This is a genomic window from Mycobacterium sp. Aquia_213, from assembly GCF_026625985.1.
In the GTDB taxonomy this organism is placed as follows: Bacteria; Actinomycetota; Actinomycetes; order Mycobacteriales; family Mycobacteriaceae; genus Mycobacterium.
Genome location: NZ_CP113116.1, coordinates 501006 through 527163 on the forward strand (window position 1 = coordinate 501006; position 26158 = coordinate 527163).

Annotated in this window: 25 protein-coding genes and 2 pseudogenes; 20 read left to right on the forward strand and 7 right to left on the reverse strand. The window is 66.1% G+C overall.

The annotated features are described in order from the left end of the window. The first annotated feature begins 41 nt into the window (after positions 1–41). The 12 genes and pseudogenes from LMQ14_RS02350 to LMQ14_RS02405 all read left to right on the forward strand — a co-directional run bounded on the left by LMQ14_RS02350 (position 42) and on the right by LMQ14_RS02405 (position 11719). Positions 42–1448: a DUF6779 domain-containing protein gene (locus LMQ14_RS02350; protein ID WP_267733252.1), complete on the forward strand. Its 1407-nt coding sequence runs from the start codon at positions 42–44 to the stop codon at positions 1446–1448. A gap of 116 nt (positions 1449–1564) precedes the next feature. After that, entirely contained in the window at positions 1565–2476 is a 912-nt protein-coding gene (locus tag LMQ14_RS02355) for a Rossmann-like and DUF2520 domain-containing protein (RefSeq protein ID WP_267733253.1), read from the forward strand. Further along, positions 2473–3393: a pantoate--beta-alanine ligase gene (gene panC, locus LMQ14_RS02360; RefSeq protein ID WP_267733254.1), complete on the forward strand. Its 921-nt coding sequence runs from the start codon at positions 2473–2475 to the stop codon at positions 3391–3393. Before LMQ14_RS02355 ends, panC begins: the two co-directional genes overlap by 4 nt. Next, on the forward strand, positions 3393–3812 hold the full coding sequence (panD, locus tag LMQ14_RS02365; RefSeq protein WP_267733255.1) for an aspartate 1-decarboxylase: 420 nt from the start codon (positions 3393–3395) through the stop codon (positions 3810–3812). Before panC ends, panD begins: the two co-directional genes overlap by 1 nt. Positions 3813–3814: 2 nt before the next feature. Further along, positions 3815–4630 carry a type III pantothenate kinase gene (locus LMQ14_RS02370; protein ID WP_267733256.1) on the forward strand — a complete coding sequence of 272 codons (816 nt, stop codon included), beginning with the start codon at positions 3815–3817 and terminating at the stop codon, positions 4628–4630. Between the two features lie 55 nt (positions 4631–4685). Beyond that, on the forward strand, positions 4686–6182 hold the full coding sequence (lysS, locus tag LMQ14_RS02375) for a lysine--tRNA ligase (protein WP_267733257.1): 1497 nt from the start codon (positions 4686–4688) through the stop codon (positions 6180–6182). A 120-nt stretch (positions 6183–6302) separates the two neighbouring features. Beyond that, a complete protein-coding gene (gene lsr2 / locus LMQ14_RS02380) occupies positions 6303–6641 on the forward strand; it encodes a histone-like nucleoid-structuring protein Lsr2 (RefSeq protein WP_025736770.1) in 339 nt (112 codons plus the stop codon). A 297-nt stretch (positions 6642–6938) separates the two neighbouring features. After that, the gene (gene clpC1, locus LMQ14_RS02385) at positions 6939–9473 is read left to right on the forward strand and encodes an ATP-dependent protease ATP-binding subunit ClpC (RefSeq protein WP_267733258.1); all 2535 of its coding nucleotides are present in this window, start codon (positions 6939–6941) and stop codon (positions 9471–9473) included. A gap of 132 nt (positions 9474–9605) precedes the next feature. Then, positions 9606–9985, forward strand: a pseudogene (locus LMQ14_RS02390) (YbjQ family protein). Between the two features lie 166 nt (positions 9986–10151). Next, positions 10152–10361, forward strand: a complete 210-nt coding sequence (locus LMQ14_RS02395) for a CbtB domain-containing protein (protein ID WP_267733259.1) — start codon at positions 10152–10154, stop codon at positions 10359–10361. Positions 10362–10367: 6 nt separating this feature from the next. Then, positions 10368–11171: a CbtA family protein gene (locus LMQ14_RS02400; protein ID WP_267733260.1), complete on the forward strand. Its 804-nt coding sequence runs from the start codon at positions 10368–10370 to the stop codon at positions 11169–11171. Then, a complete protein-coding gene (locus LMQ14_RS02405; RefSeq protein WP_267733261.1) occupies positions 11168–11719 on the forward strand; it encodes a histidine phosphatase family protein in 552 nt (183 codons plus the stop codon). Before LMQ14_RS02400 ends, LMQ14_RS02405 begins: the two co-directional genes overlap by 4 nt. Here the strand turns inward: LMQ14_RS02405 and LMQ14_RS02410 are convergent, their stop codons facing one another. Beyond that, the gene (locus LMQ14_RS02410) at positions 11720–13093 is read right to left on the reverse strand and encodes a serine hydrolase (protein WP_420714596.1); all 1374 of its coding nucleotides are present in this window, start codon (positions 13091–13093) and stop codon (positions 11720–11722) included. Further along, positions 13068–13388, reverse strand: coding sequence for a mycobilin-forming heme oxygenase MhuD (gene mhuD, locus LMQ14_RS02415; protein ID WP_085223283.1), 321 nt, complete (start codon positions 13386–13388; stop codon positions 13068–13070). The genes LMQ14_RS02410 and mhuD overlap by 26 nt, the downstream gene beginning before the upstream one ends. A 64-nt stretch (positions 13389–13452) precedes the next feature. Between mhuD and LMQ14_RS02420 the strand changes: the two genes are divergently transcribed. The 3 genes from LMQ14_RS02420 to LMQ14_RS02430 are packed head-to-tail and all read left to right on the forward strand — an operon-like array spanning position 13453 to position 16154. Then, positions 13453–14223: an alpha/beta fold hydrolase gene (locus tag LMQ14_RS02420; RefSeq protein WP_267733263.1), complete on the forward strand. Its 771-nt coding sequence runs from the start codon at positions 13453–13455 to the stop codon at positions 14221–14223. Between the two features lie 49 nt (positions 14224–14272). Beyond that, entirely contained in the window at positions 14273–14866 is a 594-nt protein-coding gene (locus tag LMQ14_RS02425) for a hypothetical protein (protein ID WP_267733264.1), read from the forward strand. 1 nt (position 14867) lies between these two features. Then, positions 14868–16154, forward strand: a complete 1287-nt coding sequence (locus tag LMQ14_RS02430) for a GAF domain-containing sensor histidine kinase (protein WP_267733265.1) — start codon at positions 14868–14870, stop codon at positions 16152–16154. Between the two features lie 97 nt (positions 16155–16251). On the opposite strand, the gene LMQ14_RS02435 is transcribed toward LMQ14_RS02430, so the two are convergent. The 3 genes from LMQ14_RS02435 to LMQ14_RS02445 all read right to left on the reverse strand — a co-directional run bounded on the left by LMQ14_RS02435 (position 16252) and on the right by LMQ14_RS02445 (position 18478). Continuing rightward, positions 16252–17076, reverse strand: coding sequence for an NAD(P)H-binding protein (locus LMQ14_RS02435; RefSeq protein WP_267733266.1), 825 nt, complete (start codon positions 17074–17076; stop codon positions 16252–16254). Positions 17077–17296: 220 nt separating this feature from the next. Next, positions 17297–17677, reverse strand: a complete 381-nt coding sequence (locus LMQ14_RS02440) for a response regulator (protein ID WP_267733267.1) — start codon at positions 17675–17677, stop codon at positions 17297–17299. A 156-nt stretch (positions 17678–17833) separates the two neighbouring features. Beyond that, positions 17834–18478: a response regulator transcription factor gene (locus LMQ14_RS02445; RefSeq protein ID WP_420714653.1), complete on the reverse strand. Its 645-nt coding sequence runs from the start codon at positions 18476–18478 to the stop codon at positions 17834–17836. A gap of 349 nt (positions 18479–18827) precedes the next feature. Here LMQ14_RS02445 and LMQ14_RS02450 point away from each other — a divergent pair, with 349 nt between their 5' ends. The 3 genes and pseudogenes from LMQ14_RS02450 to LMQ14_RS02460 all read left to right on the forward strand — a co-directional run. Next, positions 18828–19271: an MmpS family transport accessory protein gene (locus LMQ14_RS02450; RefSeq protein ID WP_267733269.1), complete on the forward strand. Its 444-nt coding sequence runs from the start codon at positions 18828–18830 to the stop codon at positions 19269–19271. 35 nt (positions 19272–19306) lie between these two features. Then, the gene (locus LMQ14_RS02455; protein WP_267735315.1) at positions 19307–22081 is read left to right on the forward strand and encodes an RND family transporter; all 2775 of its coding nucleotides are present in this window, start codon (positions 19307–19309) and stop codon (positions 22079–22081) included. 148 nt (positions 22082–22229) lie between these two features. Next, a pseudogene (locus LMQ14_RS02460) lies at positions 22230–22610 on the forward strand (formate hydrogenase); the annotation flags it as partial. A 10-nt stretch (positions 22611–22620) separates the two neighbouring features. Here the strand turns inward: LMQ14_RS02460 and LMQ14_RS02465 are convergent. Further along, a complete protein-coding gene (locus LMQ14_RS02465) occupies positions 22621–23508 on the reverse strand; it encodes an A/G-specific adenine glycosylase (protein ID WP_267733270.1) in 888 nt (295 codons plus the stop codon). Positions 23509–23538: 30 nt separating this feature from the next. Here LMQ14_RS02465 and LMQ14_RS02470 point away from each other — a divergent pair, with 30 nt between their 5' ends. Both LMQ14_RS02470 and LMQ14_RS02475 read left to right on the forward strand, forming a co-directional pair. Further along, positions 23539–24156 carry a carbonic anhydrase gene (locus LMQ14_RS02470; RefSeq protein WP_267733271.1) on the forward strand — a complete coding sequence of 206 codons (618 nt, stop codon included), beginning with the start codon at positions 23539–23541 and terminating at the stop codon, positions 24154–24156. A 113-nt stretch (positions 24157–24269) separates the two neighbouring features. Further along, positions 24270–25070, forward strand: a complete 801-nt coding sequence (locus LMQ14_RS02475) for a hypothetical protein (protein ID WP_267735316.1) — start codon at positions 24270–24272, stop codon at positions 25068–25070. Positions 25071–25078: 8 nt separating this feature from the next. Here LMQ14_RS02475 and disA read toward each other — a convergent pair whose 3' ends face one another. After that, a complete protein-coding gene (disA, locus tag LMQ14_RS02480) occupies positions 25079–26152 on the reverse strand; it encodes a DNA integrity scanning diadenylate cyclase DisA (RefSeq protein WP_267733272.1) in 1074 nt (357 codons plus the stop codon). Positions 26153–26158 lie beyond the last annotated feature (6 nt).

Here is a 26158-nt window from a genome sequence, read left to right on the forward strand (position 1 = left end):
GTGCGACACGCTCAGTGACGTCGCACAGGTATTGTCAGGCCATGACCGTTCTGTCCCGCGGCGCCCGGGTCCGGCGCGGCGGCCGCAGGCCGGGGTGGGTGCTCTTGACGGCGTTGCTGGTCCTCGCAATAGGGGCCAGTTCCGCACTGGTTTTCACCAATCGCGTGGAACTTCTCAAGCTCGCTGTGATCCTGGCGCTGTGGGCCGCAGTCGCCGGCGCCTTCGTGTCGGTGCTGTACCGCCGGCAAAGCGATGCCGATCAGTCGCGGGTGCGCGACCTGAAGTTGGTCTACGACTTGCAACTGGACCGGGAGATCTCGGCCCGGCGCGAATACGAGCTGACCGTCGAGTCCCAGCTGCGTCGCGAGCTGGCCTCCGAGATACGCGCCCAGGCCGCCGACGATCTGGCCGCGCTGCGCGCCGAAGTGGCGTCGTTGCGGACCAGCCTGGAAATCCTGTTCGACACCGATCTCGAGCAGCGGCCCGCGCTGGAGACCCTCGAGACCGATACGCCGCCCGCCCGCGCTTACAGCGACTGGGACCGCAATGGCGAGAGCTCGGGGGCCGATTGGGTGACCAGCGACCGCGTCACCTCGGTCCGCGAGGGCAGCTCGGTCAGTTCGTCCGAACCCCGCACCGACGAGTCCGCGATCATCGACGTGCCCGAAGAACCGCTGCTCCCGCCCCGCTCGCGGGAGCGGGTCCGGTTCCAGTACGAAGGCCAGCAAGAGGCGTCCTACCCGCCGCCGCAGCAGGTGCAATACCCCGAGGCCCCGCCGTACGTTCCGCCGCAGGACGTCCCGTATCCGACCCCGCCGATGCCCGCCGCGGCGCAGGCCGACCAGCGATTCGAGCCTGCGCCCTGGCAGTCGAGCCAGCAGCCGGTACCGCCCCCGGGGCCGCAGCCGGGATCGGTGCGCCCGGACTGGCAGCCGGTCAACGCGGACGGGCTCTGGCTGCCGCCGGGCACCCAGGGCAGCACCTGGGCGGGCGCCGATGCCGACGCGCCCGCTGCCGCGCCGTCGGGCCGGCGCCGGCGCCGGCATGCCGACCCCGAGGAGCAGTTCGACGGCCCGCCCGTGGAGAACGAACCGTCGGTGCCGCCGGGTGAATCCGGCCGTCGGGCGCGCTCGCGCCACTCCGCGGAGTACCGCGACTACAGCGTCCGGAACTTCATCTCGACGAACGAGCCCGGTGCGCCGCCGCCCCCTGCCGCCGCGACCGCACCGCCGCCGCACCCCAGACAGGCACCGCACGACGCGGCGTCACCGCCGCCACGACTGGCTCCCGGGCCGCACCTGGAGCCGGCTCCCCGGCACCTCGGCGCGGACGAGAGGGTGGACGGCGGCGACGCCGCGCAAACCGGTGGTCAGTCGGTCGCCGACCTGCTGGCCCGGCTGCAGGTGCAGCCATCCGGCGGTGGCCGGCGTCGTCGCCGGGAAGGCTGAGCTGGGAGCTTCCTCACATTGGGACTGCGTCGCAGATCGATTACAGTCTTAGTGACCGTCCGGTACCCAGCACCTGGGACTGGAACGAACGAATCAACATTGTGAGGTCGTCTGCGATGAAGCAGTTCGACGGTTTGCGCCCGGCCAGGCTCAAGGTAGGGATCATTTCGGCTGGCCGGGTGGGTACCGCCCTGGGTGTCGCGCTGGAGCGCGCTGAGCACGTCGTGGTGGCGTGCAGCGCCATCTCCCATGCGTCGCGCCAGCGGGCGGCTCATCGGCTGCCCGATACCACCGTGGCCGCACCGCCGGACGTGGCTGCCGCCGCCGAGCTGCTGGTGTTGGCGGTGCCCGACAGCGAACTCGCCGGCCTGGTCTCCGGGCTGGCGGCCACCTCGTCGGTACGGCCCGGCACGATCGTGCTGCACACGTCGGGAGCCAACGGGATCGGCATTCTGGAGCCGCTCACGCAGCACGGCTGCATACCGCTGGCGATTCACCCGGCGATGACGTTCACCGGCTCCGACGAGGACATCAGCCGGCTGGCGGACACCTGCTTCGGCATCACCGCGGCCGACGATGTCGGGTATGCGATCGGGCAGTCGCTGGTGCTGGAGATGGGCGGCGAGCCGTTCTGCGTCCGCGAGGAAGCCCGCATCCTGTACCACGCCGCCCTGGCCCATGCGGGTAACCACATCGTCGCGGTGCTCGCCGACGCGCTCGACGCGTTGCGGGCCGCACTGCGGGGCAGCGAACTGCTCGGGCAGCAAACCGTCGACGAACAGCCCGGTGGCCTTGCCGAACGCATCGTCGGGCCGCTGGCCCGGGCCGCGCTGGAGAACACGCTGCAGCGCGGACAGGCCGCGCTCACCGGTCCGGTTGCCCGCGGCGACGCCGCCGCGGTCGCCGACCATCTGCGCGCGCTGGCGCAGGTCGACCCCGAGCTGGCCCAGGCCTATCGGGTCAACGCCCTGCGGACCGCACAGCGCGCACACGCTCCCAAGGCCGTCGTCGAGGTGCTGGCGGGATGAACGCGACGACGGCCCGGCCACCGGCCTTCAAGCGGGGCGAACTGAATGTCTACCCGGCGCCCGGCGATGTGTCGAACGTCAGCCGTGCGCTGCGCCACACCGGCCGCCGGGTGATGCTGGTGCCGACGATGGGCGCGCTGCACGACGGGCATCTGGCCCTGGTCCGCGCCGCTAAGCGGGTACCCGGCTCGGTGGTCGCGGTTTCGATCTTCGTGAATCCGTTGCAATTCGGCGCCGGAGAAGACCTTGACGCCTACCCGCGCACGCTCGACGACGACCTGGCACTGCTGCGCGGCGAAGGCGTCGAGATCGTGTTCGCGCCGAACGCCGCGGCGATGTACCCGGACGGTCTGCGCACCACCGTGCAGCCCGGTCCGCTGGCCGCCGAACTCGAGGGCGGCCCTCGGCCAACACATTTCGCCGGCGTGCTGACCGTCGTGTGCAAGCTGCTGCAGATCGTGCGTCCCGACCGGATCTTCTTCGGCGAGAAGGACTATCAGCAGCTGGTCATGATCCGGCAGATGACCGCCGACCTGAACTTCGACGTCGAGGTGATCGGCGTGCCGACCGTGCGGGAGTCCGACGGGCTGGCGATGTCGTCGCGCAACCGCTACCTAGACTCCGCTCAACGCGAATTGGCGACGACCCTGTCGGCCGCGCTGGTGGCCGGCGCCCACGCCGCCCCGGCCGGCGCACAGGCCACGCTCGACGCGGCACGTGCTGTGCTCGCCGCCGTGCCTCAGATCGAGGTCGACTACCTGGAGTTGCGTGGCGCAGACCTCGGGCCGCTGCGGTCCGGCAGGCCCGGACGCCTGCTCGTCGCTGCTCGGCTGGGCAGCACCAGACTGTTGGACAACATCGCGATCGCCGGCACCGATGGGCCGGACGAGTTACCGCAATCACCTTGGAGGAACTGATGTTTCGGACGATGCTCAAATCGAAGATCCACCGCGCCACCGTCACACAGGCTGACCTGCACTACGTCGGCTCGGTGACGATCGACGCGGACCTGATGGACGCGGCCGACCTGCTCGAGGGCGAGCAGGTGACCATCGTGGACATCGACAACGGGGCCCGCCTCGTCACCTACGCGATCACCGGCGAGCGTGGCACCGGCATCATCGGAATCAACGGTGCGGCAGCACATCTCGTGCATCCAGGCGACCTGGTGATCCTGATCGCCTACGGGACGATGGAGGACGCCGAGGCGCGCGCCTACCAACCGCGCATCGTCTTCGTCGACGCCGGCAACAAGCAGATCGACCTGGGTAGTGATCCGGCATTCGTGCCCGACGATGCGGCCGAGTTGCTCAACCCCCGGATGGGCGCGCGATAGCCGTGTTGCTGGCGATCGACGTCCGGAACACGCACACCGTCGTCGGGCTGCTGTCCGGCGCCAAAGAGCACGCAAAAGTCGTGCAGCAGTGGCGGATCCGCACCGAGTCCGAGGTCACCGCGGACGAACTGGCCCTGACCATCGACGGCCTGATCGGCGACGACTCCGAGCAACTCACCGGGGCCGCGGCGCTGTCCACCGTTCCGTCGGTGCTGCACGAGGTGCGGGTCATGCTCGACCAGTACTGGCCGTCGGTGCTACACGTGCTGATCGAGCCCGGCGTGCGGACCGGTATCCCACTGCTGGTCGACAATCCGAAAGAAGTGGGCGCCGACCGGATCGTCAACTGCCTGGCGGCCTTTAACAAATTCGGTAAGCCCTGCATCGTCGTTGACTTCGGATCGTCGATCTGCGTGGACGTGGTATCGGCCAAGGGTGAGTTTCTCGGCGGCGCCATCGCGCCCGGGATACAGGTCTCCTCGGATGCCGCCGCGGCCCGCTCGGCCGCGCTGCGCCGGGTCGAGCTGTCCCGGCCGCGGTCGGTGGTCGGGAAGAACACCGTCGAATGCATGCAGGCGGGCGCGGTGTTCGGCTTCGCGGGATTGGTCGACGGCCTGGTGGGGCGCATCCGCGAGGACGTGGACGGCTTTTCCGGCGACGACGTGGTGGTCGTCGCGACCGGCCACACCGCGCCGCTGCTGCTGTCCGAGCTGCACACCGTCGCCAACTACGACCAGCACCTGACGCTGCAGGGGCTGCGGCTGGTCTTCGAACGCAACCGCGACACCCAGCGCGGCCGGCTGAAGACCGCACGCTGACTTTCCCGCGACGCCCGCGGCTGACCCGGCGCGAAGTCATTTAAGCTGGCACGTCGTGAGTGCCCCCGATCAAGACCTCCCCGAGCAGTTCCGGATTCGCCGGGACAAGCGCGCTCGGCTGTTGGCCGAGGGGCTTGACCCCTACCCGGTGGCCATTGAACGCACCCACACGCTGGCGCAGGTCCGCGCCGCACACCCCGACTTGGCCGTCGACACCGCCACCGACGACATCGTCGGTGTGGCGGGGCGGGTCATATTCGCGCGCAATTCCGGCAAATTGTGTTTTGCGACGCTGCAAGACGGTGACGGCGCCACGCTGCAGGTAATGATCAGCCTGGACAAGGTCGGCCAGGAATCGCTGGATGCGTGGAAAGCCGACGTCGACCTCGGTGACATCGTCTATGTGCACGGCAACGTGATCAGCTCACGACGCGGCGAATTGTCCGTCCTTGCCGACTCCTGGCGGATCGCGGCCAAGTCACTCCGGCCGCTGCCCGTCGCGCACAAGGACATGAGCGAAGAATCGCGGGTGCGGCAGCGTTATGTCGACCTGATCGTCCGTCCCCAAGCGCGTGAGGTGGCCCGGCAGCGAATCGCCGTTGTCCGCGCCATACGCAACGCGCTGGAACGGCGCGGGTTTCTCGAAGTCGAAACGCCAATCTTGCAGACGTTGGCCGGTGGCGCGGCGGCTCGGCCGTTCATCACGCATTCCAATGCGCTGGACATCGATCTCTACCTGAGGATCGCACCGGAACTGTTCCTGAAGCGATGCATCGTCGGTGGATTCGACAAGGTCTTCGAGCTAAATCGGGTGTTCAGAAACGAAGGTTCTGATTCGACACATTCTCCGGAATTTTCGATGTTGGAGACCTACCAGACCTACGGAACCTATGACGATTCGGCAGTCGTCACACGAGAGCTTATTCAAGAGGTGGCCGACGAGGCGATCGGTACCAGACAACTCTCGTTGCCAGATGGCAGTGTCTACGACATAGACGGAGAATGGGCGTCGATACAAATGTATCCGTCGCTGTCTGCGGCGCTCGGTGAAGAGATAACCCCGCAGACCACGGTCGATCGGCTACGCGCGATCGCGGACCGGCTCGGCGTCGAGATTCCCGACGACCGCGGCTACGGGCATGGAAAGCTCGTCGAAGAACTCTGGGAACACGCGGTGGGTAATGCGCTGACCGCGCCCACGTTTGTCAAGGATTTCCCTGTCGAGACAACACCTTTGACTCGCCAGCATCGCAGCATCCCGGGTGTGACCGAGAAGTGGGATCTCTATGTGCGCGGAGTGGAGCTGGCCACGGGGTACTCGGAATTAAACGATCCGGTCGTCCAGCGCGAACGATTTGCCGAACAAGCGCGCGCCGCGGCGGCCGGCGACGACGAGGCGATGCTGCTTGATGAAGATTTTCTCGCGGCGCTGGAGTATGGGATGCCGCCAACCACCGGAACGGGAATGGGTATCGACCGGTTGTTGATGACTTTGACCGGCCTGTCAATTCGAGAGACAGTTTTGTTCCCGATTGTTCGACCGCACAGCTGAAAGCGCAACACGCGATGTTGCGCTCAGATTGAGTATGTAGCGTTGATATGGCAGATTAGTGACCGGGGAGTGGGTCCAAACTGCCCAGCAACTGCTCAGGAAGAACGCGAGGGTAAGCTAATGGCGAAAAAAGTCACCGTCACCTTGGTTGATGATTTCGACGGTGCGGGCGCCGCCGACGAAACCGTTGAATTCGGGCTTGACGGGGTGACCTATGAGATTGATCTTTCAACGAAGAATGCCGCAAAACTCCGCGGTGATCTGAAGCAGTGGGTGGCCGCCGGCCGCCGCGTCGGGGGTCGTCGTCGGGGGCGTTCCGGCTCGGGGCGCGGCCGTGGGGCGATCGACCGCGAGCAGAGCGCAGCGATCCGCGAGTGGGCCCGCCGAAACGGGCACAACGTGTCGACGCGTGGCCGCATCCCGGCAGACGTGATCGACGCATTCCACGCAGCCACCTAACAAAGCGTTAACCGGCGCCCGGTCGTAAGGCCTGGGCGCCGGTTCTGTTTTCGCTGGCGGCGAAACGATCAAGGGCGCTCGGGGGAAACGATTTGATGGTTTATCTCGTTTGTTCAGCTATGGCTCTGTCACCACCGGGGGATTCCTCAGATGGAGCCGACCAGGCCCGAACGGCAAGGCACCGCAAGGTTAGAACCCTGACGGGCCGACCATTACAGTGGACACCAGGTACGCACTGTCGGCCCCTGTGCCGACAACGATGAAGTACCGATGGTGAGGGAGAGCAGGTAACCACCGATGTTCGAAAGATTTACTGACCGTGCCCGCAGGGTGGTCGTCTTGGCCCAAGAAGAGGCCCGGATGCTCAACCACAACTACATCGGTACCGAGCACATCCTGCTGGGTCTGATTCACGAAGGCGAAGGCGTCGCGGCGAAGTCGCTGGAGTCGCTTGGGATCTCGCTCGAGGGCGTCCGCAGCCAGGTCGAGGAGATCATCGGCCAGGGCCAGCAGGCTCCGTCCGGGCACATCCCGTTCACCCCGCGTGCCAAGAAGGTGCTCGAGCTGAGCTTGCGCGAGGCGCTGCAGCTGGGCCACAACTACATCGGTACCGAGCACATTTTGCTGGGCCTGATCCGTGAGGGTGAGGGCGTGGCCGCGCAGGTGCTGGTCAAGCTGGGCGCCGAGTTGACCCGGGTGCGCCAGCAGGTGATTCAGCTGCTGAGCGGCTACCAGGGCAAGGAGGCCGCGGAGGCCGGTACCGGTGGCCGCGGCGGCGAGTCGGGCAGCCCGTCGACGTCGTTGGTGCTCGACCAGTTCGGGCGCAACCTGACGGCTGCCGCGATGGAAGGCAAGCTGGACCCCGTCATCGGCCGCGAGAAGGAAATCGAGCGGGTGATGCAGGTGTTGAGCCGGCGCACCAAGAACAACCCGGTGCTGATCGGCGAGCCGGGCGTCGGCAAGACCGCCGTGGTCGAGGGTCTGGCGCAGGCCATCGTGCATGGCGAGGTGCCCGAGACGCTGAAGGACAAGCAGCTCTACACGCTGGACCTGGGGTCGCTGGTCGCGGGCAGCCGCTACCGCGGTGACTTCGAGGAGCGGCTGAAGAAGGTGCTCAAGGAGATCAACACCCGCGGCGACATCATCCTGTTCATCGACGAGCTGCACACCCTGGTGGGTGCCGGTGCCGCCGAGGGCGCGATCGATGCCGCGTCGATCCTCAAGCCGAAGCTGGCCCGCGGTGAGTTGCAGACCATCGGCGCCACCACGCTCGACGAGTACCGCAAGTACATCGAGAAGGACGCCGCCCTGGAGCGTCGCTTCCAGCCGGTGCAGGTGGGGGAGCCGACGGTGGAGCACACCATCGAGATCCTCAAGGGCCTGCGCGACCGCTACGAGGCACACCACCGGGTTTCGATCACCGATTCCGCGATGGTCGCCGCCGCCACCCTGGCCGACCGTTACATCAACGACCGGTTCCTGCCGGACAAGGCGATCGACCTGATCGACGAGGCGGGCGCCCGGATGCGCATCCGCCGGATGACCGCGCCGCCAGACCTGCGCGAGTTCGACGAGAAGATCGCCGACGCGCGCCGGGAGAAGGAATCGGCGATCGACGCCCAGGACTTCGAGAAGGCCGCCAGCCTTCGCGACCGGGAGAAGCAGCTGGTCGCCCAGCGGACCGAGCGCGAAAAGCAGTGGCGTTCAGGCGATCTCGACGTGGTCGCCGAGGTCGACGACGAGCAGATCGCCGAGGTGCTGGGTAACTGGACCGGCATCCCGGTGTTCAAGCTCACCGAAGCGGAGACCACCCGGTTGCTGCGGATGGAAGACGAGCTGCACAAGCGGATCATCGGCCAGGTGGATGCGGTCAAGGCCGTGTCCAAGGCGATCCGCCGCACCCGCGCCGGGTTGAAGGACCCCAAGCGCCCGTCCGGCTCGTTCATCTTCGCCGGCCCGTCCGGCGTCGGTAAGACCGAGCTGTCCAAGGCGCTGGCCAACTTCCTGTTCGGCGACGACGACGCGCTCATCCAGATCGACATGGGCGAGTTCCACGACCGGTTCACCGCGTCGCGGTTGTTCGGCGCCCCGCCGGGATACGTCGGCTACGAGGAGGGTGGTCAACTCACCGAGAAGGTGCGCCGCAAGCCGTTTTCCGTGGTGCTGTTCGACGAGATCGAGAAGGCACACCAGGAGATCTACAACAGCCTGTTGCAGGTCCTCGAGGATGGCCGGCTCACCGACGGACAGGGCCGCACGGTCGACTTCAAGAACACCGTGCTGATCTTCACCTCGAACCTCGGTACGTCGGACATCTCCAAGCCGGTCGGCCTGGGCTTCACCCAGGGTGGCGGGGAGAACGACTACGAGCGGATGAAGCAGAAGGTCAACGACGAGCTGAAGAAGCACTTCCGCCCGGAGTTCCTGAACCGCATCGACGACATCATCGTCTTCCACCAGCTGACTCGCGACGAGATCATCCAGATGGTCGATCTGATGATCGAGCGCGTCGGCAAGCAGCTGAAGAGCAAGGACATGGCGATGGAGCTGACCGACAAGGCCAAGTCGTTGCTGGCCAAGCGCGGCTTCGACCCGGTGCTGGGTGCTCGCCCGCTGCGGCGCACCATCCAGCGCGAGATCGAGGACCAGCTGTCCGAGAAGATCCTCTTCGACGAGGTCGGACCCGGACAGATCGTCACGGTCGACGTGGACAACTGGGACGGCGAGGGCACCGGCGAGGACGCGGTGTTCACCTTCGTCGGAGCACGCAAGCCGCCGGCCGAGCCGGAGCTGCAGAAAGCCGGGGCGCACGCCGCTCCCGAGAACCAGTAGCACTACAGCAAAACGGGTGGCGTGGCGATCGCGAGCGCGGCGGAGCCGGGCGAAGCGGGTCGCCACTACCGGTCTAGTCTCTGACCGGACTAACCACCCGTTTTGCTGTGCTGAGGGCTAAGGGGCTTACCTGTGCTGATCGTCACCACCAATGACCTGCCGGGCTGGGAGATACGGCGCGTCTGCGGCGAAGTGTTCGGGCTGACCGTTCGATCGCGAAATGCGTTCTCCCAGATGGGCGCCGGCTTCAGGCCATGTTCGGCGGGGAGCTGCAAGGGATGACCAAGAACCTCGCGGAGAGCCGCAACGAGGCGATGGGCCGGCTGATCTCCGAGGCGCGCAACCGCGGCGGCAACGCGATCGTCGCGATGCGATTCGATACCACCGAAATCGGCGACGTCTGGACCGAGATCTGTGCCTACGGCACGGCCGTGGAGGCGGTGCCGGTTACGGATGGAGCGAAGTACACCGCCAGCCAGCTCGGCTACGGTGGCGGGCCCGCGCAGCAGTGATTGTTTGTTCCATCGCCGCGTCCGTTTAGACTGGCGATCGTTATCAGTTTTTTTCGGATGGGCAACGGAATCTGGTGAAATTCCAGAACGGTCGCGCCACTGTGGAAAGTCAGACCCGTAACCCGTCCACCGAGGTGGGACGCGTCATTCCCAGAAGGAGTCAGCAGTGTCCAGTACCGAGACGACCGGCACGCGCGCAATTGATTTGTCGGCGGCAAGTGCCGCGCTCTGGTTGGCAGCAACCACCTTCCTGGCGTTGTTGGCGATTTACTTCGTCGGCGTCGACCAGGGTGCGGTGTCGCTGTTCGGCAGCGACATGCATGTGCACGAATTCGTGCACGATGCACGCCACCTCCTCGGCTTCCCCTGCCACTGACCCGGCGTGGAGAAGCGTCTGATCGGACGCGGGCTGCTGGCGGGCGCTATCGGCGCCGTGCTGGCATTCATATTCGCCCGCCTGTGTGCCGAACCCGTAATTGCCCGCGCGATCGCGTTTGAGAACGGTCGAACCGACGCCGAGAATGCGCACGGTGTGCACGAACACGGCGTCGAGCTGTTCACCCGTGGCGTGCAGGCCAACCCCGGACTGGGTTTTGGTGTGCTGCTCTTCGGTCTCGCGATGGGCGCATTGTTCGCGGTGCTGTTCTGCGTCGTGTATGCGCGCGCCACAGGCCGCGCGGAAAGCCCTGCGCCACGGCAGCTTTCGCTGCTGCTGGCGGCCGGGGCCTTCGTGTCGGTGTACCTGGTCCCGTTCCTGAAATACCCGCCGAATCCTCCCGCGGTCGGCCAGTCCGACACGATCGGGGCGCGCACCGGCTGGTATTTGCTGATGGTGCTGGCCTCGGTGCTGCTGGCGATCGCGGCGGGATGGCTGTCCCGACGGTTGGTTGACCGATTCGGCGCATGGAATTCACGGCTGATCGCGGCCGGGGCCTACCTGGTGGCCGTCGCGCTGGTGATGGTGCTGCTGCCGACGGTGGACGAGACGCCCGAACCGTTGCGCGACGCCTCGGGCGCGATCATCTATCCGGGCTTTCCCGCGGATGTCCTCTACGAATTCAGGGTGCTGTCGCTTGGCACGCAGCTGTTGCTCTGGGTGAGCATCGGCCTGGTCTTCGCGACGCTCGCCGGGCGGTTGCTGGGCGAGCGCGCCGAGAGTGGACGGGTATCGAGCATCGCGGCGTGACGGAGGTCGTACGGCTGACGCTGGTGTCGCACGCGATGACCGATGCGATGGCGGCGGTACGTTTTCCGGCCGACGAGCCGCTCAACGACGCGGGCCGCCGACAGGCCGAAGTTGCTGCGGGCCTTGATATTCGCGACTCGCGACACCTGGTCGGCCCCGAGCTGCGCGCCCGTCAAACCGCGGAGCTGCTCGGCTTGGCCGCCGCAACCGAGCCGCGGCTGGCCGATCTCGACTGCGGGCGCTGGCGCGGGCGCACCCTCGGGGCCATACCCGCGGCCGACCTCGAGGTGTGGCTCACCGATCCGGTTCGGGCGCCGCACGGCGGTGAGTCCATCGTCGAGTTCACCGAGCGGGTGGCCGGGTGGCTGGCGTCGTCGATCGAAGGCCCGTCGCGCACGGTTGCGGTGACGCACCCGGCGGTGATTCGGGCGGCGATCGTGGCGGCCCTCGATATCCCGCCGAAGTCGTTCTGGCGCATCGACATCGCACCGCTTGGCCGCACGTCGATGCATTACCGCAACGGCTGCTGGACGCTGCGGCTGCCCTGATTACTGCGGTGCGACCAGTGCGAACGCCCGCTTGGCGACCTGCAACATCCAGCCGGTCACCTTCGGCCCGTGGTCGCGGGGCCAGTTCAGCTGAAAGCTGACCACCCACGGTTGCTGCGTCTTGTCGACGGCGTACCAGCTGAAGGTCAGATCACCCGGCAAGCCACCGGCTTTCGCGCCGATGTACGGCCAAACGTTGCGGTCCAGCTGGATGCCCGACACGGCGGAGAGGATCTGCTTGACGGGCGCGGCCTCGCCGACGGCCTCGGCCTGCAGGGCCGCGTGAACTCGGCAGATGTCTTCGGCGCTGCCGTACCACTCCGCCCCGAAGGCCGAGGCCGGGGTGTGGGCGCGGGCCGGATCAGGTTGGTAGGGAGCAGAATTCGCCTGCGCCAGCAGCTGGGCGCGGACCTGCGGGGTGGCTTGTTGCCACTGGCTGCGCAGATCCGGCTCACCCCAGCCGATGGAGAACAGCTCGTACATAGTGGGGAAGGGAGTCATGCTGGCCGGATCGTGATGGCCGGCCGTGGCCAGCGCCTCTTCGATGGCGTGCGTGCCCATTCTTTCGATCAGCAGGTCGGTGGCCATGTTGTCACTGTTGGCGATCATCTTGGCGGCCGCGGTCCGCACCGAAACATGGTCGCCGACAGCGAGTCCCAGCCCCGAAGAGCCCACCGCCTTGCTCTTGTCGGTGACCGTCAGCTGATCGTCCCAGGACACCGTGTGGTTGCGCACCGCGCCCGCCAGGGCGTGCAACACGTACAACTTGAAAATCGATGCCAGCGGCAGAGATTCGACGGTATTGGTGCCCATCACGGGATCGCAGTGGCCTTGAGGGGTCCCGTCGACCTTGGCGACCTGGTAGGAGTAGCGCGCACCGGTTTTGCTCAGTGTCGCGTCGATGTCACGCCACGAGGTGATCGTCGGTGCCAGTGTGTCGAGCTCGAATCGATCGACCCGGCCGACGTCGTCGGTGTGGATCCGGATGTCTTGTCGCGCGCCATAGGACGAGGTGAGGTGCAGCGTGGCGACGCTGGCGCTGATGTCTACTCCGTCGAGGTTGAACGGGCGATCCCACCACAGTTCTTCCATGGTCTTTTCGACCGAGTCCACCTCATTGGGCGCGGCCAGCGTGCCAACCCCGATCGGGCCGATCGGCCAGTCGGAGTTGAGCATGTCCACGGTCTGCTGGGCCCGCAGCCCGGGAGGTGTCCGGGTGTCGATCGCCCGTCCCGAGTTGGCCGCGTTCGCCTGCGGTGCCGGCGACGACGAGCAACCCGGTGCCAGGGTGGCAACCAGTGCGGCGACCGCGGTCACGGCCAGCACGCGCTGTCGTGCGGGACGTCGCCTATTCAGTCGGCTTGCTCCCCGCAACGTCCATGACAACCTCGAACTCGAGCAACGATGCGCCGGTCGCCACCGGGTTGGCACGCTGACCAGCATGCGCTTCGACGGCGGGCCCACTCGCCCACGCCTGGAATGCTTCATCGGACTCCCAGTGTGTCACGACGAAATAGCGGTTCTCACCCTTCACCGGGCGCAGCAGCTGAAAGCCGAGGAAGCCGGGCTGGTTGTCCACTGCGTGTGCGCGGTGGGCGAACCGCTTTTCCAGCTCGGGGCCAGCATCTGCGGGTACTTCAATTGCGTTGATCTTCACCACTGGCGGCATGTTCGCTAGGCTACCCCGCCCCCTGCCCTGTCCTGCCCCTGGGCGGGGCACGCAAGATGGTGCTATGCCCACCGATCTGTTGACCTGCCGGGGCGGGCGAGGGGAGCCGTTGATATTGGTGCACGGCCTGATGGGCCGCGGCACCACCTGGTCGCGTCAGCTGCCCTGGCTGACCCGGCTGGGCACCGTCTACACCTACGACGCGCCGTGGCACCGCGGCCGCGACGTCGAGGACCCACACCCGATCAGCACCGAACGCTTCGTCGCCGATCTCACTGACGCGATAACCACATTGGGGACGCCGGTACGGCTGGTGGGGCATTCGATGGGGGCCCTGCACTCCTGGTGTGTGGCCGCGGCGCGCCCCGAGTTGGTTTCAGCGCTGGTGCTCGAGGACATGGCGCCCGACTTCCGCGGCCGCACCACAGGTCCGTGGGAGCCGTGGTTGCATGCACTTCCGGTCGAATTCGACACTGCGCAACAGGTATTCAACGAATTCGGACCCGTGGCCGGCCAGTATTTTCTGGAGTCCTTCGACCGCACCGACACCGGTTGGCGGTTACACGGTCATACCTCGCGATGGATCGAGATCGCCGCCGAGTGGGGTACCCGAGATTACTGGGAGCAGTGGCTGGCGGTCCGGGCGCCGGCGTTGTTGCTCGAAGCCGGCAACTCCGTCACTCCACCGGGCCAGATGGCCTCGATGGTCCGAAGCGATTGCCCCACCACATATTTACGCGTTGGCGAAGCCGGCCACCTAGTGCACGACGAAGCGCCGCAGGCGTACCGCGAGGCCGTCGAGTCGTTCCTGGTCTCGCTGCGCCGGCGCGCCTGAAGGAGGCCATGCGTCTTGCGGGCTGACAGTCCGGCGGATTCACGCCGCTATGGCGCTGAGCATGCCGGCGGTGTTGAGCACCGGGCAGCCCGCGCGCGAAGAGGGCTTGGAAAACACCGGAAGCTGGACCGAGGAAACCAATTACGAACCGGGGGTCCGTACGGATCTCGGTATCCCGATCCGACACCGAGGCGCGCGTCGCGGACTTCGCCGCTCTGATAGCGATCGCGGTCGCCAACACCGCGGCGCCGAACAACTGAATGCCAGCCGCGACCGCCTGCATCAGCTCGCCCGGCAGCAGATGGGATTGCGGCGGTTGGCGGGACTGGTCGCGCGCGAGGCGGAACCCGCTGAGGTGTTTGCCGCGGAGGCGGCCGTGTGCCTAAACGCCTACAATGCGACGATGGGTCGCTTCAACGGCGATGAGATCGTCATTGAGGCGCTCGGACGAGCCCAGCTGGAGCTCCGCTCCAAGCCGGCCGTCGGGGAGCGGTTCCCCATGGCCGGCGACCACATTGCGGCGATGATTTGCCGCACCGGCCGGCCCGACCGATGCCACTGCCGCACGCATCCGCGAGATGGGTGTGCGGTGCCGGGTCGGTGTTCCCATCGTGCTCGGGCCGCAAGTCTGGGGCGTGGTTAGCGTGGCGTCGGGAACCGGCCCACTGCCCGCCGAGACCGAGACGCGCATGGCCGATTTCGCCGATCTGGTGGGTACCTCGATCGCAAACGCGGGGACCAGGGCCGACCTGCAGTCCAGCCGCGACAGCCTGCGCGAGCTCGCCGAAAGCCTCAGCGTGCTGGCCAGGCAGCAGGCCGCGTTGCGGCGGGTCGCAACATTGGTCGCGCGCGGGGTCAGTCAGTCGGAAGTGTTCTCGGCGGTGGCCGAGGAGATGGCCAACTGCCTGGATGTGGGCAACGCAGAGCTGCTCCGGTACGAGGACGACGGCGCGGCGATCGTCATCGTTGCCTCCCACGCCGCCCAAGGGGCGGCGCATCATGCAGTGGGGAAACGCGTCAGCACCGAGGGCAACAACCTTTCGGAGCGGGTGTGGCGCACCGGACAGGCCGCGCGGATGGACAGCCAGGAGGGCGCCGTGGGCCCCATCGCCAAACGCGTTCGCGAGTTGGGTATCCGATCGTGCGTCGGGGCCCCGATTGTGGTGGATGAGCGGGTGTGGGGGATAGCCGTCGTCACCACCAAGGACTCCGACCCGTTGCCGCCGGATACCGAGGCACGCATCGCCGAGTTCGCCGAGCTGGTCGCGACCGCGATTGCGGCCGCCACCACCCGGGCGGACCTGATCGCATCGAGGGCCAGGATCGTTGCCGCCGCCGATCACGCCCGCCGACGCCTGGAACGCGATATCCACGACGGAGCCCAGCAACGGCTGGTCGCGCTCGGACTGAAACTTCGGCTGGCTGAGGAGTCGGTGCCACCCGAGTGCACTGACCTGAAAACCTCGATTTCCGAGGCAGTTTCGAGTTTGACCGACGTGTTCCAAGACCTGCAGCAGATCTCCCGCGGCATTCATCCGGCGGTCCTGTCGACGGGTGGTCTGCCCGCCGGGTTCAAGACGCTGGCGCGCCGGTCACCGGTGCCCGTCAACCTGGACCTCGCGATCAAGCGCCGGTTGCCCGACTCGCTGGAGGTCGCCGCGTACTACGTGGTCGCAGAGGCGCTGACCAACGCCGCCAAGCACGCTCAGGCCTCCGAGGTCAAGGTACGGGCCCACACCACCGACGAGAGCCTCGTGCTGTTCATCTCCGACGACGGGATCGGCGGGGCCGACTCGCGTAGCGGTTCCGGGCTTATCGGGCTCAACGACCGTATCGAGACACTCGGCGGCAGAATGGATGTGGCCAGTCCTGTCGGCGGCGGGACAACCATCGACATCACGATTCCCTACAACGGAATGGCAGTTGATTAGCGAGCCAGCTGAAGGCTGGGTGCGATCCAACGGCTGGCGCGGCATCCATCGCCACGGCTTAAGGCCGTGATCGGCCCAGATCCGGGCCACCGAGTCGTTACTGGGGCGTCCATATGCCGGTCGCCGCGGTCTGCCGGGCGAAGTCGGCGAAATCCTTCGGCTCCCGCCCAAGCGCGCGTTGCACACCGTCGGCGAGCTTCGCATTGCGGCCGTCGAGCACGGTGGTGAACAGGTACCGCAGCAGCCACACCGTGTCTTCGGGCACGCCGTAGCCGGTCAGCGTGGCGACGTAGTCGTCGATCGGTACCGGCACGAACTGCAGCTGTCGGCCCGTGGCCGCGGCGATCTCGCCGACGGCGTCGGCGAAGGTCATCAGCCGCGGGCCGGTCAGCTCGTATGTTTGGCCTATGTGGCGCTCGTCGGTCAGCGCGGCGACCGCGACATCGGCGATGTCATCGGCGTCCACGAACGCCACCGCCACATCGCCGACTGGCAATGCCACCGTGCCGCCGCGTACATCGTCCACGAAGTCGCCCTCGCTGAAGTTCTGGGAGAACCAGGTGGCCCGCACGATCGTCCACTCCAGCCCGCAGCTCCTGACGACGTCCTCGGCCCGCATCGCCTGCTCCTCACCAAGCCCGGCCAGCAGCACCAGCCTGCGCACACCGGCCCGGTTGGCAAGGCCGGTCAGGGCCCGGACGGCCTCCACCGAGCCCGGCACCGCGAGATTGGGTGCGTAGGTGATGTAAGCCGCATCGACGCCGGCCAGTGCCGGGGCCCAGGTCTGCTCGTCCGACCAGTCGAACGGGATCTGCGCCGAGCGTGAGCCGTGCCGGACGGGCACGCCGCGCGCTTCGAGCTGGGTGACGACGCGCTTGCCAGTCTTGCCTGTACTGCCGATGACGAGAACTCTGTTGGTCATGGCCTGAGTTTTACGGAGTGAAACCGAAATATCATTGGCGGCAACGTCACTCCACTTGTCGGGCTAGCAGGTATCGCGTTGAGACCTGGATGAGGGATCAGAGATGAACTGGGCCAACAGTTTTGAACACCGGTTCCGCGGTCAAGCCGGAATATCGCTGCGAGCGGCGATGCGGCCGCTACCGAAGCGGCGTCGTCTTCAGGCCCGCGACGGGTCGCCGCTATCCGGCGAGCCCCAGGGCCTCCCGGATCGCGCTGCCGGATAGGGCAGATTTGGGGATGAAAGCTACGGCCGGGCTGGCGGCGACCAATTCAGCGAAGTCCTCCTCGGCGTGCGTGGAGATCAAGATCGTCGGGACCGCGGCGCCGGATCCGTTTCGGTGCAGCTGCTCGACAACGTCAAAACCGCTTTCCTCGCCGAGATCGATATCGACCAGCGTTACATCCGGCCGCAGATCCTTGATGCACTGCAGCCCTTCCGCGAAGGACGTTGCCACCGCGACCACGCTGATTCCCTGGTGTTCGAGCAACTGTGCTGCCGCGTCTAGGAACTCGCGATTGTCGTCGACAATCACGCAACGCGTTCGCCGATCAGCTCCCACCCGACAAGTGTGGAGTGGGAGCGAGCGAACCGCATGGAAGCTAGCAGGAACCCGGCCCGGCGCGTTAATGCATCGACGGTTCTCGGGCGGGACGCGTTATCCCGCCGAGCTATGACAACGCGCAGGACCTCGCCGAACCGGCCTGAGCTCTCACTCTCAACGGGAGTCGAGAAACGTGATGACCGCGCGGACGCGGCGATGGTCATCGTCGGTCTCGGGTAAGGCGAGTTTGGTCAGGATGCTGCGGACGTGCTTTTCGACGGTGCCCTCGGTTACCCACAGACGTCGCGCGATGCCGGCATTGGACCGGCCCTCGGCCATCAACCCCAGCACCTCGAGTTCGCGTGGAGACAGTACCGCCAGGGGATCGTCGCGGCGCCGCCCGGACACCAACTCCTGGACGACCGCCGGGTCGACTACAGACGCGCCCTTTGCTATCCGCCGCAGGGTGTCGACAAAATCCGCGACATCGGTGACCCGGCTTTTGAGTAGATAGCCGATCCCGTTGCCGCTGGCCAACAGCTCTATCGCATGCTCGACGTCGACGTACGCGGAGAGCACCAGAATTCCCGTGTCGGGAAGTTCCTGCCGGATCACCCGGGCGGCCTCCAGACCCTCGGTGGTGTGGGTGGGCGGCATCCGGATATCCACGATCACCACATCCGGGTTGGTATCCCGCACCAGCGCAAGGAGCTCGACGGCGTTGCCGACCTGACCGACGACTGTGAAACCAGAGCGCTCCAGCAGGCTGGCCAGACCCTCGCGCAACAGCGTTTCGTCGTCGGCCACCACCGCGCGCAGCGATGCGCGCGCGGTGCCTGACTCCGCGGTGGTTGTCTCAGTCGTCACGCCTTGACTCCCGGCTTGGGGGCAGCACATCCCCGGCTTTGCTGGTCTGGGTAGCACGGTATCAGTTCTCCGGCGGTCACCCATGCCTGTTAGCTGCAAGTTTGCTGGTCTGGGTAGCAAGGTATCAGTTTTCCAGCTGTCACCCATGTCTGTTAGCTGCCAGCATCGACGACAGCGCGCACGTGAAACGGCATCGTGAGCGCATGGCCGTCCAGTGGAACCTTGCGATAGGCGCTCGGGTGTGTGACGTAGTCGCACAGAGCGCGCGAAGCCTGGCAGGGGATGTCCGAAAGGTGATCGGATGAGTCCTCGTTCGGCCGGCAGGACTGTCTTGGCGCGCGTCTGGATGCCTTTGGTCGCCGTCGTCGCGGTCAGCGTGGGTGCGGTCGGCATGTGGAAAGTGCACCAGTTCTCTAATCCCCTGCCCGTCATCACAGTTAATGGCCCGGCAGCACCCCCACAGTTCAATACCAAACAGCTCACTTACGAGGTGTTCGGCTCCGCCGGGCAAGGGGGAATGCTCGTCTACCTGGACATCGACGGGCATCCGCATCGGGTTGATCTGACGACCTTGCCGTGGTCGCACACGGAAACAACCACGCTCACCGTGGTGTCCGGCAGCATCTCGGCGCAGGTTCACGGCGGTGAACTCGGCTGCCGGATGCTGGTGAATGGCGTTGTCCGCGACGAAAAGTCCGATACCCATCAGGATGCCCAGGTCATGTGCAGGGTGAAATCCGCATGAGCGAGCATCGGGTGAGACGCCCCTTCGTCCCCAGAATGGTCCGCGTCCTCGCCATACCGATCATCGCCTTCTGGGCGCTGCTTGCTTTGTCGACGAACACCCTCATGCCGCAGGTGGAGAGGGTCGCCGAAGAACTCGCGGGGCCGATGGTCCCGCACTACGCACCGTCGCAGCGGGCGTTGCTGGCAATCGGCGAGAAGTTCCACGAGTCCGATTCGACCAATCTGACCATGCTCGTCTTGGAAGCCGACCGGCCGCTCGGCGACGTCGACCATCGGTATTACGACGATCTTCTGCGCCGCCTCAAGCAGGACCCCAAGCATGTGCAGTACGTCATGGATCTGTGGGGGAAGCCGCTTACCGCGGCGGGGGCGCAGAGCCTCGACGGCAAGGCCGCTTACGTGCTGTTGCGTCTCGCGGGCGATATCGGCCAGTTGCAAGCGAATCGGTCAGTTGACGCCGTTAGGGATATCGTCGCGAAGGACACACCGCCACCCGGGCTCAAGGTCTATGTCAGCGGCGCGGCTCCGCTCGCCTCGGACACAGTGGCTATTGCCAATGCAAGCTTGGACGACATCACGATCGTGACGATCATCCTCATCACCGCGACGTTGCTCCTCGTCTACCGCTCCATCATCACCCTGCTGGTGCCCTTGCTCGGAGTCCTGATCGAGATGCTGATCGCGAAGGGCGTTATCGCAACCCTCGGGCATCTCGGGTACATCGAGCTCTCGTCATTCGCCGTGAACATCGTCGTCGCGCTGACCCTGGGAGCGGGGACGGACTACGGCATCTTCTTGCTGGGCCGCTATCACGAGGCACGACGGGCCGGCGAAAGCAGGGAAGACGCGTTCTACACCGCGTACAAGGGTGTCACGCCCATCATCATCGGCTCGGGGCTGACGATCGCGGGGGCGTGTTTCTGCCTGGTTTTCGCGCGACTCAACTACTTCCACACCATGGGACCGGCCGTTGCCATTGCCATGCTGTTCACGATCATGGCGGCGATGACCCTCGGCCCGGCCATATTGACCGTGGGCAGCCGTTTCGGGCTCTTCGACCCGAGGGAAAGGGCCGAGGCGCATCTGTATCGTCGGATCGCGACGAGCGTGGTGCGTTGGCCGGTGCCAATACTGGCGGGCAGTGCCGCCGCCGTGCTGCTCGGGGCGATCTTCGTGCCGACGTACCGGCAGAACTACGACGACCGTCAGTACCAGCCGCACAATTCCCCCGCCAATCTGGGATTTGCGGCGGCCGATCGACACTTCCCGAAGAGCCAGCTGTTCTCCGAGATGCTGATGATCGAGACGGATCACGATATGCGGAATTCGGCCGATTTCATCTCATTGGACCGGGTGGCCAAGAGCCTCACCCGTCTTCCCGGCGTCGCGATGGTGCAAAGCATCACCAGGCCACTGGGTCGACCACTGGAACATGCCACGATCCCCTACTTGTTCACCACCCAGGGCAGCGGGAGCGGTCAACAGCTCCCCTTCACCAAGCAGCAAAACGCCAATACGGACCAGCAGGCACAGATTACCGAGCACACCGTCGCGGTCCTGCGGAAAGAGATCGCCTTCTTCCAAACGATGTCGGATGAGTTGCACAAGACGGTTCTCACCCTGCAGGACATACAACTCGTCACCGACGACTTGAGGTCGGAGCTCTCGAATCTCGAAGACTTCTTCCGGCCGATCCGCAGCTATTTCTATTGGGAGCGGCACTGTTTCGACATACCCGTTTGCTACACATTTCGATCACTGTTCGAGGCAGTCGACGGCCTCGACAAGCTGGCCGACGACATCAAGGACGCCGTCACGTCTCTCGAGGTCATCGATAAAACTCTTCCGCAAATCATCACGCAGCTGAAACTCACGGCCGACGACTCGGACGCTTTAGCCGCTCTTCTAGTCAGCACCTACGGCCAGTCGGCACTGCAGTCCACACAGACGGACCAGACATTCGACGACCTGGTCAATGTGGGGCTCGACTTCGACCGGGCGCGCAGCGATGACTTCTTCTACATGCCCCATGAAGGCTTCGCGAACGACGACGTCAAGACGGGCATGCAGCTCATGATGTCGCCGGATGGCAAGGCCGCCCGGATCATCGTCACTCACGAGGGGGACGCCATGGGCCCCGAAGGCGTGGAACATGTCGAACAGTTCCCCACCGCCATAACCGTGGCGCTCAAAGAGACCTCGCTGGCCGGCGCGAAAGTTTATATCGGCGGTTCCGGAGCAACCAATAAGGACATCAAGCAATACGCCGCATCGGATCTTCTTACCGTGGCGATCGCCGCCTTCATGCTGATCTTCTTGATCATGTTGTTACTCACGCGAAGTCTGATGGCCGCCTTGGTCATCCCCAGCACGGTGGCCTTCTCCTACGCCGGGGCGTTCGGGCTCTCCATACTCATTTGGCAACACGTCATCGGCCTGCCTCTGCACTGGTTGGTGTTGCCGCTCACGTTCGTCATCCTGGTGGCGGTGGGTTCGGACTACAACCTCCTGTTGATCCTTCGGGTCAAAGAGGAGCTGCACGCAGGAATCCACACCGGTCTCATTCGCGCGCTCGGAAGCACCGGTGGTGTGGTGACGTCGGCGGGTTTGGTGTTCGCGTTCACCATGCTGGCAATGCTGACCAGTGATCTCCGCACTATCGGTCAGGTGGGCTCAACCATATGCATCGGCCTGCTGCTCGACACGCTGATTGTGCGTTCATTCGTGGTGCCGTGCATCCTGCGGATCCTCGGGCCGTGGTTCTGGTGGCCGACGCTGGTGCGTTCCCGTCCTCTCCGGCAGGGATAAAGGCCTAGCCGGCGCCGTTGCCGCTGGCGAGGAATGCGATCAATGAGGCCTCTGCTTATCGTCGTAGCGTATCCATTTATCAACTGCTGCAACGAGGTCCGTGTTCGCCGCGAAGACATGACGGTGGTAATACTCATGTTTGAACGTCGACGTGGCCGAACGGCGCTCCGTCGCGGCCGACGTCGCCGAGGTAGCTGAACTGACCTTGCGCAACACCGTCGTCGATGACCGGTTCGCCGGGGCCGCCGTTCTCTCCCAGTAGGATGCTCACGACCTCGGCTGCTCGGGTTACGTCGCGCGCGCGAGCCGTCTGCGCACGGATGCCCGACGCGACCATCCCACCACCGAGCTACCCGTCGCCGAGATGGGCGCGGTGGCGGGTGACGTGCTGGCCCGCTGCACGGTCAGGCGCGACGAGTTTGAAGCGTCCGCCGAGTTGGCGTGCCAGCTGATCGAATCACACGTCTTCCCAACCACATACGCCGAGACCCTGCCGTCAGCGCACCAAGCCCGCAGCGGGATCGGGATCGGCGACCCATCTAGCCTTCCTCGCCGGCTAGCCCGAACCGGCCGTCCCGCGTCTGGGTTACCAGGCCGTCGGCAAGCAGTGAATACAACGCCCGGTCCCGCTGCGCGGTGTCGGTCAGCCACGCCACATCCAGCTCGGCCCTGGTGACCGGGGAATCGTTGGCGCGCAGCACATCCAGCAACCGACCGCGGACCTGACGATCTGTTCCGGCGTACGTTTGAATCCGGCGGGCCGGCCCTTGGGCGGGGGGAAAGCCGGCATGTCGCCACGCGCAGTGCTCAAGCGGGCACAACCCGCAGCGGGGCTTGCGCGCGACACACACCGTGGCACCCAATTCCATCAGCGCCACCGAAAACTGGGGCGCCGTATCGTCTTTCGGCAGCAACGCCGAGACGTCGGCAAGGTCGCGTGTTGCCGACGGTGGACCGGCATCGGCCAGGCCGTGCACCGCGCGGGCCACCACCCGTCGCACATTGGTGTCGACCACGGGTACCCGTTTGCGGTAGGCGAAGCACGCCACTGCTCGGGCGGTGTAGCTGCCGATACCCGGTAATTCCAATAGGGTTTCGACGTCATCCGGCACGACGTCGCCGTGATCACGCGCGATGGCGATGGCGCATTCGTGCAAGCGCTTCGCCCGTCTCGGGTAGCCCAGCTTGCCCCACGCCCGCAGCACGTCGGCCGCGCTGGCCGCGGCGGTCGCCGACGGGGTGGGCCAGCGCCGCACCCAGTCCGTCCAGATCGGCAGCACCCGGGCCACCGGCGTCTGCTGCAGCATGAATTCGCTGACCAGGATCTGCCACGCGTCCACACCTGGTTCCCGCCAGGGCAGGTCGCGGCGCGAGCGTTCGTACCACTCCAGAAGTTCACCCGCCGGGATTTGCTCTGGACTAGGCATCGAAGCCCGCGGCACGCCAGAATATGTGCCATGCCCAACACCAATCCGGTATCCGCATGGAAAGCACTCAAAGAGGGTAACGAGCGATTCGTCGCCGGCCAGCCTGCGCACCCGAGCCAGAGCGTCGAACATCGCGCCAGCCTGGCCGCGGGTCAAAAACCCACCGCAGTCGTATTCGGTTGTTCGGATAGCCGGGTGGCCGCGGAGCTCATCTTCGACCAGGGTCTGGGCGACATGTTCGTGGTCCGCACGGCCGGGCAGGTGATCGACTCGGCGGTGCTCGGGTCCATCGAGTTCGGGGTGTCGGTGCTCGAAGTCCCGCTGATCGTCGTCCTCGGCCATAACAGCTGCGGCGCCGTCAAGGCCGCCATCGGCGCGGTCGATGACGGTGCCATACCAGGGGGCTTCGTGCGCGACGTGGTGGAGCGGGTCGCGCCGTCGATCCTGATGGGCCGCCGCGACGGCCTGAGTCGAGTCGACGAGTTCGAGGCACGGCACGTAAGCGAGACGTTGGCGCAGCTCGCGTCGCGTTCTGCCGCCATCGCCGAGCGGGTTTCGGCGGGCACGCTGGCGCTTGCCGGGGTCACCTATCACCTCGCCGACGGGCGCGCGGCGCTGGTCGACCACATCGGCGACATCGGCGAGTAGCCCGCCGCTTTTCTTTGCGGCACGGGCCACTAACACGTTCATTGGCCAGCTAACATCGCGACACGCCGAGTCGGATCGGACAAATCGGTGTGACCTGGACTTATGGTGTGACCGTGCTGGATCTGGAACCGCGTGGCCCGCTACCCACGGAGATCTATTGGCGGCGCAGGGGGCTGGCCCTGGGGATCGCGGTCGTCGTGATCGGCATCGCTGTCGCTATCGTCATCGCCTTTATGGGCAACACCGCGGGTGCCAAACCCGCCAGTGTCAACAAGGCCGGCTCGGGTCAAAACACCCCGGCAGCGCCTCCGCCGCAAGCGCCGCCCGCGCCGGGGCCGGAAGGCGTCACTCCACTGCCGCAGGGGCAAAACCCGGAGGCCCCGACGCCGACCGCGGCGGTGCAGCCGCCTCCGGTACTCAAGGAGGGCGACGACTGCCCCGACTCGACGCTGGCCGTAAAGGGGCTGACCAACGCGCCCCAGTACTTCATCGGTGACCAGCCGAAGTTCACGATGGTCGTCACCAACATCGGGCTGGTGGCCTGCAAGCGCGATGTCGGCGCCGCCGTGCTGGCCGCCTACGTCTACTCGCTGGACAACAAGCGACTGTGGTCCAACCTGGACTGCGCGCCGTCCAACGAGACCCTGGTCAAGACCTTCACGCCGGGCGAACAGGTGACGACGGCGGTGACGTGGACCGGGATGGGTTCCTCGCCGCACTGCCCGCTGCCGCGGCCGGCCATCGGCCCGGGCACCTACAACCTCGTCGTCCAGCTGGGCAACCTGCGCTCGCTTGCGGTTCCGTTCATCCTGAACCAGCCGCCGCCCCCGCCGGGGCCGGTGCCGGGTCAGCCGGCGGTGCCGCAGCCCGAGGCTCCGCCCGGGGTTGTTCCCGGTCCGTCGCCGGCGGGCTAGAGCGTCGGTTAGTTGAGCGGGTCGGCGATCGTCGACTCCGCCAGCTGCGACAGCCCTTCCCGCACATGGCGGGCCCACATCGAGCCGATGCCATCGACCGATTGCAGGTCGCTCGCGCTGGCGGCGAGCAGACCCTGCAGCGTCCCGAAGTTGCGGACCAACAGATCCACGTGGGCGAACTGCAGCCGGGGGATACCGGCCATCGCGCGGTAGCCACGCGGGCTCAGCGCCGAGTCCTGCGCCTCCGCCGTCGTCGGATACCCGAAAACCTTTGCCAGCGAGGTGGTTTCGAGCAGCTCGATATCCGACAACGAGTCCAGCTCATCAAGGGTCGCGATCATCTGCACATCGGAGAGCGGCTCGGGGCTGGCGTGGTAGTCGCGCACGATCAATTCTCGATCGGTGTCGTTGCCGCCCAGCAGCTCCTCGAGCTGCAGCCGCAGCTGGCGCCCGTCGGTGCCCAGTTCGACGACGTCGTAGTCGATCACCAGCCCGATTCGCCGGACCAGCTCGAGTCGCTGCACCACGGTCATCACGTCGCGCAGCGTGACGAAGTCTTCGATCTCGGCCCGGGAGAGCAGCCGGCTGACCTCGTCGAGGCGGGTCTTGTAGCGCTCCAGGGTCGCGATGGCCTGGTTGGCGCGCGACAGGATGGTCGCGGAATCGGCCAGTACGTGGCGCTCCCCGCCGACGTAGACGGTGACGATGTTCATCGAGTGGCTGACCGAGATCACCGGATGGCCGGTCTGAATCGCCGCGCGTTCCGCCGAGCGGTGCCGGGTGCCCGACTCGTCGGTGGGTATCGACGGATCGGGGACCAGCTGAACGTTGGCCCGCACGATGCGGCTGGCGTCGGTGGACAGCACGACGGCGCCGTCCATCTTGGCCAGTTCGCGTAGCCGCGTCGGGGCGTATCGGACATCCAGAGCGAAGCCACCGTCGCAGATGGCCTCGACGTTCTCGTCGTTGCCGAGGACGATCAGCGCACCGGTACGGCCGCGCAGAATCCGCTCCAGGCCGTCCCGGAGCCCGGTGCCCGGTGCCAGGCGGGCGACTGTTTCACGCAGCGTCGGACGGGTCACAGGCTG